We start from the raw sequence: 8,006 nt of genomic DNA, 5'->3' as shown, positions 1-8,006 counted from the left end.
CCATCCTTCCAGGGCAGTCGAACCACCTCCCCAAAGAAGTTTTCGGTCACCGATCCTCCGTGCTGTTTACTGATACCGCCTCAGGCTTCGACCGCCTCGAGTTCGGATTTGGGCAAGGTAATCTGGGCCGGGTTGCCGATAGCCGTAGCGCCCGGTGGCACCGGCTTGGTGACCACGGCACCCGCCCCAACCCTGGCGTCATCCCCCACCGGGACTGGCCCCAACACCAGGGCATGGGCTCCCAGCAGCACCCTGTTGCCGATGGTGGGATGGCGTTTTTCGCGGGTGAAGCCGGTACCGCCCAGGGTTACGCCGTGGTACATCATCACGTCGTCGCCCACCTCGGCGGTCTCGCCAATCACGATGCCCATGCCGTGGTCAATGACCACCCGGCGGCCAATTCGGGCTCCGGGGTGAATCTCGACCCCGGTGAACAGGCGCGTGAGGTGGGCCAGGATGCGGGCCAGCAGTTTCAAGCCGGTGTTCCAGAGCTTGTGGTTAAGCCGGTGCATCCACAACGCATGCATCCCTGGGCTGAACAACACCGCCTCGAGAACCCCCCTGGCGGCGGGGTCTCTGTCCAGTATGGCCTGTATATCCTCCTTAAAACGATCCATTATGCGCACCATAGGCAGATCCCATCCCTACCATTGTGAACCGCCCCGCCATGGCAAGGTGTCCTTCCCGATCCACTGGTTTAGACTAACGAACCCCTTTCCGGTTTGGCTGTGAGCCCATAGCCTATTGGCACCTTGGAGGGTGCTCGGCAAGCGTGATCGGGAAAACCTCGAGAAAATCCCTGCCATGTCTGGCGGCAGGGAGTCTGCCTTGCAAATTTCTGCGCTATTTTTTGGCCCGGTTCTGGCCTCGAATGGAGGCCAGGCGATCGGCCTCAAAACCTGTTTTGGCCAGCAAGGCCAGAATCCGTTCGCTCTTGCCCTATCCTGCACAACTCCCCAGACCAGAGCCTGAAGCCCAAAGACTTCGGGCCAGGTGGGGTCATAGTCCACCACCACAACGGGTTGGGGCATGCTCAGGCCTCAACCGAGATGTTCTCGAGGTTCAGGTTGGTGTACACGTTTTGCACATCGTCGAGTTCTTCGAGTGCCTCCACCATGCGCAGCACCTTCTCGGCCTCTTCCTGGCTCAGGCGCATGGTGTTTTGCGGCACCATGGTAATTTCGGTGTCCTCGGGCTTGAAGCCTCTGGCTTTGAGGGCGCTGGCGACGCTGTAGACTTCGTGGGGGTCGGTATAGATTTCCAGGCCCTCCTCGCTTTCTTGTAAGTCCAGCGCCCCCGCCTCGATGGCAGCCTCCTGGGCGGCATCGGAATTGGGTTCAATCCAGACATAGCCCCGGCGGTCAAACTGCCACGAGACCGCCCCGGTAGCTCCCAGGCTGCCGCCGTGTTTGGAAAAAATGTGGCGCACCTCCGAGGCAGTGCGGTTGCGGTTGTCCGAGAGGGCGTTCACGATCATCGCCACCCCCCCCGGCGCATACCCCTCGTAGACCACCTCTTCGTACTGGCTGCCCTCGTCATCACCTCCGGCCAGACGCTTCAAGAGGCGCTCGATGTTATCGCTGGGAACATCTGCGTTTTTGGCGGCTTCAATCAGGTTGCGCAGGTTGACATTGGCGGCCGGGTCTGCACTCCCCCCGGCCCTGGCCGAGGCCGCGATCAGGCGCAGGTATTTACTCACCACCTTGCCTTTTTTGAGGTCGTTAGCGGCTTTTTTCCGCTTGATTTGTGCCCATTTGCTATGACCAGCCATACATCACCACCCTCCAGTATACGAGATGAGCGCATATCTCGGGCCACCGTTCTGTACTGGACACAATTATCACGCCGACAGGGTTCGGTCTTTAGGAAGAGTGCTCTATAATAACCCTCATGCGTCGTGTCGTAATCACTGGCCTTGGCCCGGTAGCCCCCAACGGCACTGGGGCCGAAGCCTTCCATACCGCACAGCTCCTTGGCCGGTCTGGCATCCGGCGAATTACCCAGTTTGATGCTTCCACCTACCCCGTCCAGATTGCCGGCGAGGTGGATGTCAACTTCGAGGAGCACATCGAAAAGCGCGAGTTGCGCCGCCTGGATCGCTTCACCCAGCTGGCCCTGGTGGCTGCTCATCTAGCCCTGCAGGACTCGGGACTGGAGCTCGATAAGGAAGACCGCACCCGCATAGGAACGCTGATCGGGACGGGCATCGGGGGCATGATCACCTGGCAGGAACAGAGCAAGGTGCTGTTTGAGAAGGGGGGCACCCGCCTCTCCCCTTTCTTCATCCCGATGATGATTGCCAACATGGCCTCCGGCCAGCTGGCCATGAAATACGGCTTCATGGGGCCATCCTCCACCGTGGTGACGGCCTGTGCAACGGGTTCGGATGCCATTGGCAATGCTTTCAGGGTGATTCAACTGGGCGAGGCCGACCTGATGCTGACCGGAGGAACCGAGGCGGTCGTGACCGAGATGTCCATTGGCAGCTTTGGGGTGATGCGGGCCCTCTCGACCCGCAACGACGAACCCGAAAAGGCCAGCCGCCCCTTTACCAGGAGCCGCGATGGTTTTGTGCTCTCGGAAGGCTCGGCGGTGCTGGTGCTGGAAGAGTACCAGCGGGCAAAAGCCAGAGGAGCCAAAATTTATGCCGAGCTGGTGGGCTTTGGTCGCAGTGCCGACGCCCACCACATCACCGAACCCCACCCCGAAGGCATGGGCGCGGCCCTGGCCATGCAGGCCGCCCTCAAGGACGCCAAAATCAACCCCGGACTGGTGGGCTACATCAATGCCCACGGCACCTCGACCCCAGTGGGCGACAAGGCCGAGACCCTGGCCATCAAAAAAGTCTTTGGCGAAGACGCTTACCGGCTCTCGGTATCGTCCACCAAGAGCATGATCGGGCATTTGCTGGGGGCCGCCGGCGCCATCGAAGCCATTGCCAGCATCCAGGCCCTGACCTCGGGGGTATTACCTCCCACCATCAACCTCGACGACCCCGACCCCGAACTTGACCTCGACTACGTGCCCAATACCCCCAAAGAAAAACAGGTGGATTACGCCCTTTCGAACTCCTTCGCCTTTGGGGGTATGAACGCCACCCTGCTGTTCAAGCGGGTTTGAACCCTCTACCGAACCTGGGGGTTAGACCGGGTGCAAAGGTAGGGGTCGGCCCTTTGGAATTGCTGGGTCTGAGGTAGCTCTTTGCGGGCCATCCCCTATCGGCGACTGCCGAGAGAAGCCTGCGGGAGGGCGTAGAATCGGGACATGTCTATCCAGACCCAGTTTCCAGCCCTGGCGGGAGGTTTTAGTTTTCTCGATAATGCCGCCGGAGCCCAGGTTCCCGGACAGTGCATTGAGGGCATTGCGCGGTTTCTGGCGACCTCGAGCTGCAACGTGGGCATGCCCTATCCCGGCTCGATAGCCGCTACCGGAGTGCGCGAAGAGGCCCGAAAACAGACTGCGGAATTTTTCAACTGCAAGCCCAGCGAAGTGGCGATTGGGCCGAGTTCTACCGCGCTTGCCTTCATTCTCTCGAGGGCCTTTTCGCGGCTCTTTAGCGAGGGCGACGAGGTGGTGATTTCTGAACTCGAGCACGAGGCCAACGCCTCTCCCTGGCGCAACCTGGAAGGGGTTGGGGTACGGGTCAGGGTCTGGAAGGCCCGCTGGGACGAGGGCGGCAGGCTGGAACCCGCCGACCTCAGGGCTCTGGTCTCGCCCAAAACCCGCCTGGTCGCCATCACCTCGGCGGCCAACTCGCTGGGCACCACCCCCGATGTAGCAGCGGCAGCCGCCATTGCCCACGCGGCGGGAGCCTGGTGCATTACCGATCTGGTGCATTACAGCCCCCATCACCTGCCCGATGTGCAGGCCAGCGGGGTAGATATGGCCTTTTTCTCGGCCTACAAGGTATTCGGCCCCCACATGGCTTTCCTGTACGTGCACGAGGAACTGATGGCCCGGCTACCCACCGACAAACTGTGGTTCATCCCCGAGGATAGCCTGCTCAAGTTCGAACCCGGCACCCTCAACCACGAAGGCCTGGCCGGTTGGCTGGGAACGCTGGGCTATCTGCGCAACGTGCTGGGCGGCGGGAAACCAGGGCGCGAAGGCTTGCTCGAGGCCTACCGGCGCATCCAGGCCATCGAAGAACCGCTGGTGGCCCAGACCCTCGAGCGCCTGCAAAATGTCCCTGGCCTGCAACTCTACGGTATGCCCACCCCCAGGGGCCGGGTGGGAACCTTCTGCTTCAACCTCCAGGAACAAGCACCGCTCGCGGTGGCCGCGCGGCTGGCCAAAGTCGGGGTGGGGGTTGCGGCTGGACACTACTATGCCACCCTGCCCATGCAAGCCCTGGGCCTCTGGCCCGACGGGGCCATCCGGGCCTCCATCGCCCACTACACCACCCAGACCGACCTGGACAGGCTGATGGCGGGGCTGCAAGGCAGCGACTGATAGAGACCTGCGGTGGGTCGGGACGGCCGTAATTGCACAGGAAGCACCGGGCCGGGCCAGGGTTCGAGGACTGGCCCGTTGCATCGGCCAAAGCCGCGCCCACCGGAGCGACCTTCTGGCTGTTTCAGCCGCAGATTTCTGAAGTGGCGGTTCTTACGGGCACAGCGTCCAGACGGTATCTCTGTCCAGCACCAGAGAGCGGCTAAAGCGCAGGAATCCCGGCTGGCCGGGCTGGGTGCCCTCGGCGCGAAGCTCGTAGCGGCCCTCGCGCAGGCCCGGAAAGAGCCTCGAGCCCCGCACGGTTCCTACAAACTCGCCGTTGATGTGAAAAAATACCGTCAGGTTGGGGCCAGAACACTGGTTTTGAATAATCAGATCGAACCGGCGCACACTGCCGGTCTGGCCGGGCGCACAAGCCGTAAGCACCAGGCCCAGAATCAGCGTGAAGAATAAGACTCGAGACATCCAGACCTTGATACCTCGAGGCCCGCCAAGTTACATGAGGGCTTGCCGAGCAGACGGGTCTAGCCCGGCTTCGTAGGGATGGTCAGCTTTTGGCTCATAACCCAGCCCCCCATCCGGCAACACCCCAGGATGCGACAATTGAACGATTATGGGAGTCGTAATTCTGCAAAGACGATGCGCTCGAGCCAGACCTCAAGCGGCCCGTGCGCTTCTATTCGCCCACCTGGCAATTCCCGTTCATTACGATCGTTTTGAAGTAGCACCCCTTCGTCAGAGAGCAGGAAAAGTACGCCTTTGATGGAGACAGGACACATCGAAACGGCCTAACGTTTAGCTTGAAGGGCGCAGAGACAGCAAGCGACACTTGCTGGCTGAGCGTGCCTCTCGAAGCGTTTGTTAGATTCGTTTTTATAAAATTGCATCGTTGAGGTCGATATCGAGACCTGCAGTCTTGAGTTCGCGAGCAAGGTGCAGCTTCCAAGCACCGCGACCATCCAAAACAATGTAGACAACACCGTCATAGTCTGAGGGCTTTTCAACGTCTCCTTTCAATAGTGCCGCGACGTGAGTGCGCCCGAGTTTCCCGAGGAAGTACCCGAGTTCCAGAATTACGTTCTGGCGTGCTCTTGGACTTAACTCTTGAGGGTTGACTGCGGTGCCTCCTACATCATCCGGGGTAAGAAGAACGACGGCGAACGCGACCTCAGCAAATTTTTCAACCTTTTCAATGATTGTTCGCCCAGCGTTTGGCTGCTCGTGCAAGATGATCGCATCGAGGCCCAATTTCTCGAGGAATCTCGCGACGCCTTCTCGCGCGCTCTCGTCGTGGCCGTGAACTAGAAAGACTTTTTTTCCCGAAATTGGCCCCATTGAACCTTTAGCCTTCTGGAGACGTTCTTTTCGATTTTGAAATTTGCCAGATTCAATGACACCGATGGTCTGATCCAACATATCGAAGACCTTGCTGTTCAAGCTGATGCCCCAAAATTCCTCAAAAATGTGTGCAAAAGGATCAACGTTGGGCATCACGTAGCCTCCAATGGCTGGAGGCGGTGAAATCGTGCTTGTCTGTCGGCACCCGGCCAGTCGGACAACTTCCGCAACATCTTCCATTTTACGGTTGATTAGTGAACGAAGTTGCTCGCGGTCATCTGTTCCAGATGGGTTGGACCAATGCTTGATGGCACTGCGAAACTCCTCCAACTCGCGGATGATTTGCGCTTCCTCGTCAGTTACCGTGTATTGAGGCATTGATGTACTCGGGAGAATCTAACTAGTGATTAAGTGACACTCCCCAGAAAAACACCCCATACTGGGATGTTGTATGACCTGTTGAATTCACCCAATAACCAGAAACGGTACTCGCCCAAAACACCCCCTTCCTCAACAAGGTTCACAATGTCCTTTACGCAACAAGCCCCCGAACAGGAACCTCGAGCGTTTTTGTCATTTTAGATTCCGTTGGCCTTCATGGCAAGGCGGCGAGAAGTATGGTCAGCCCGAAAAGCAGTAGGGAAGCGCTGCGCATGGTTATCACACCGCAGTATTCCGCAGTTCACAGCGCCGCTCGGTTTGTCACGACCACTGGCCCAAGCGTAGACTGGGTTATGGACGGGGTGACGGAGTGACCGAAGCTTGTCCTGAGTCTTGCCCTGAGCCCGTCGAAGGAGCCTGCCCTGAGCCTGTCGAAGGGGGCAGTCGAAGGGACGGGGATAATTAATCTATGTTGTTTGAACGCGCCCACCTCGAGGCCCAGGAGGCCCAGAACCTGGCTCCCTATGCGGTAAAGTCGGGTCAGAGCCGGGGCCGCCAACACCTCGAGGCCGAGTCGCGCTTCCGCACCCCTTTTCAGAAAGACCGCGACCGGGTTAACCACACCACCGCTTTCCGGCGGTTGCAGTACAAGACCCAGGTCTTTGTGAACTACGAGGGCGACTACTACCGCACCCGCCTGACCCACACCCTCGAGGTAGCCCAGGTGGCCCGTTCCATCGTCCGGGCGCTGGGGCTGAACCAGGAACTCGCCGAGACCATCGCCTTTGCCCACGACCTGGGCCACCCCCCGTTTGGGCATTCGGGCGAGGCCGTGCTGGACAACCTGATGCAGGGGCATGGCGGCTTCGATCACAACAAACAGTCCATGCGCATCGTGACCTACCTCGAGCAGCGTTACCCCGGCTTCCGCGGTCTTAATCTGTGCTGGGAGACCCGCGAGGGCATCGTCAAACACGAGACCCGCTACGACCTGCCCGACGCCGAGGGCTACGAGCCCCACCTGCGCCCCAGCCTCGAGGCCCAGATCGTCAACCTGGCCGACGAAATTGCCTACAACGCCCACGACCTCGACGACGGCCTGCGCGCAGGGCTGCTGGTGGCGGGCCAACTGTGGGAAGTAGAGCTACTGCGGGACTTGCTGGGAGGGTTGGGCCTGCGGCCCGACAACTTCGACGAGATGGGCCGCCGGATCTTCATCCGCGAGTTGCTGGGGCTGATCATTACCGATACCATCACCGCCACCCACCAGCTTCTGGAAAAACACCGGATCGGAAGCCTCGAGGCCGTTCGAAGCCACCCGGCTCCTCTGGCCGTGTACTCCGGTTCACTGACCCGGCAGCTAAACGAGTTGAGAGAGTTTTTGTACGCCAGCCTCTACCGCCACTACTATGTGGTGCGGCAGGTGGGCAAGTCGCGCCTGGTGCTGGAAAAACTCTTCGAAGCCTACACCCGCGACCCCCAGATCCTGCCCCCTCAGGTACAAAAAGCCGCCGAGGCGGCGGGCATCCACCGGGCGGCCTGCGACTATATCGCGGGCATGACCGACCGCTTTGCCCTCGACGAGTACGCCCGCCTCTTTGAGCCGGAGTTCCACCGCTGAGTCCATCGGTCAGGCGCCAGAGGTCAAGGGTGGAAGGCTGCGGGCGAAAAGACGGTCAGAAACCTCTTCTCTAGCCCCTTGCTTTAGCCCCGACCCTGAACGCTCGAACTTCGACTCCCCCTTTATAGAAAAGGGGGTGTGGGAGCTACAAAACCCTCTGTCTTTTGCTGTGGGGTATAGTAGATCCCCACGTGGCCCTGTTCAGGGCCACAGC

Annotated in this window: 8 protein-coding genes; 4 read left to right on the top strand and 4 right to left on the bottom strand. The window is 60.0% G+C overall.

The genetic code is table 11. From position 1 onward, the window contains the following. Positions 1 to 80: 80 nt before the first annotated feature. Positions 81 to 617, bottom strand: coding sequence for a serine O-acetyltransferase (gene cysE / locus Q0288_RS01455; RefSeq protein ID WP_299426051.1), 537 nt, complete (start codon positions 615 to 617; stop codon positions 81 to 83). Between the two features lie 142 nt (positions 618 to 759). Between cysE and Q0288_RS01450 the strand changes: the two genes are divergently transcribed. Continuing rightward, the gene (locus Q0288_RS01450; RefSeq protein WP_299426048.1) at positions 760 to 972 is read left to right on the top strand and encodes a hypothetical protein; all 213 of its coding nucleotides are present in this window, start codon (positions 760 to 762) and stop codon (positions 970 to 972) included. A gap of 61 nt (positions 973 to 1,033) precedes the next feature. On the opposite strand, the gene Q0288_RS01445 is transcribed toward Q0288_RS01450, so the two are convergent. Then, a complete protein-coding gene (locus Q0288_RS01445; RefSeq protein WP_299426045.1) occupies positions 1,034 to 1,771 on the bottom strand; it encodes a YebC/PmpR family DNA-binding transcriptional regulator in 738 nt (245 codons plus the stop codon). 119 nt (positions 1,772 to 1,890) lie between these two features. On the opposite strand from Q0288_RS01445, the gene fabF reads away from it, so the two are divergent. Together fabF and Q0288_RS01435 are read left to right on the top strand one after the other, a co-directional pair. Then, positions 1,891 to 3,120, top strand: coding sequence for a beta-ketoacyl-ACP synthase II (gene fabF / locus Q0288_RS01440; protein WP_299426041.1), 1,230 nt, complete (start codon positions 1,891 to 1,893; stop codon positions 3,118 to 3,120). Positions 3,121 to 3,264: 144 nt separating this feature from the next. Beyond that, positions 3,265 to 4,452, top strand: coding sequence for a cysteine desulfurase-like protein (locus tag Q0288_RS01435; RefSeq protein WP_299426038.1), 1,188 nt, complete (start codon positions 3,265 to 3,267; stop codon positions 4,450 to 4,452). Positions 4,453 to 4,605: 153 nt separating this feature from the next. Here Q0288_RS01435 and Q0288_RS01430 read toward each other — a convergent pair whose 3' ends face one another. Then, on the bottom strand, positions 4,606 to 4,917 hold the full coding sequence (locus Q0288_RS01430; RefSeq protein ID WP_299426035.1) for a hypothetical protein: 312 nt from the start codon (positions 4,915 to 4,917) through the stop codon (positions 4,606 to 4,608). Positions 4,918 to 5,325: 408 nt separating this feature from the next. Next, positions 5,326 to 6,168, bottom strand: a complete 843-nt coding sequence (locus tag Q0288_RS01425) for a nucleotide-binding protein (protein WP_299426032.1) — start codon at positions 6,166 to 6,168, stop codon at positions 5,326 to 5,328. Positions 6,169 to 6,640: 472 nt separating this feature from the next. Here Q0288_RS01425 and Q0288_RS01420 point away from each other — a divergent pair, with 472 nt between their 5' ends. Beyond that, entirely contained in the window at positions 6,641 to 7,792 is a 1,152-nt protein-coding gene (locus Q0288_RS01420; protein ID WP_299426029.1) for a deoxyguanosinetriphosphate triphosphohydrolase, read from the top strand. The last annotated feature ends 214 nt before the right edge of the window (positions 7,793 to 8,006 follow it).

It is taken from the genome of uncultured Meiothermus sp., from assembly GCF_937863175.1.
In the GTDB taxonomy this organism is placed as follows: domain Bacteria; phylum Deinococcota; class Deinococci; order Deinococcales; family Thermaceae; genus Meiothermus.
The sequence above is the reverse complement of the archived record's forward strand: the minus strand, read 5'-3'. Positions and strand labels throughout refer to the sequence as shown.

Bases quoted from the DNA above. Each gene is read 5' to 3' on its own strand.
- cysE (WP_299426051.1), bottom strand. From the start codon at position 617: ATGGATCGTTTTAAGGAGGATATACAGGCCATACTGGACAGAGACCCC.
- Q0288_RS01445 (WP_299426045.1), bottom strand. From the start codon at position 1,771: ATGGCTGGTCATAGCAAATGGGCACAAATCAAGCGGAAAAAAGCCGCT.
- fabF (WP_299426041.1), top strand. From the start codon at position 1,891: ATGCGTCGTGTCGTAATCACTGGCCTTGGCCCGGTAGCCCCCAACGGC.
- Q0288_RS01435 (WP_299426038.1), top strand. From the start codon at position 3,265: ATGTCTATCCAGACCCAGTTTCCAGCCCTGGCGGGAGGTTTTAGTTTT.
- Q0288_RS01430 (WP_299426035.1), bottom strand. From the start codon at position 4,917: ATGTCTCGAGTCTTATTCTTCACGCTGATTCTGGGCCTGGTGCTTACG.
- Q0288_RS01425 (WP_299426032.1), bottom strand. From the start codon at position 6,168: ATGCCTCAATACACGGTAACTGACGAGGAAGCGCAAATCATCCGCGAG.
- Q0288_RS01420 (WP_299426029.1), top strand. From the start codon at position 6,641: ATGTTGTTTGAACGCGCCCACCTCGAGGCCCAGGAGGCCCAGAACCTG.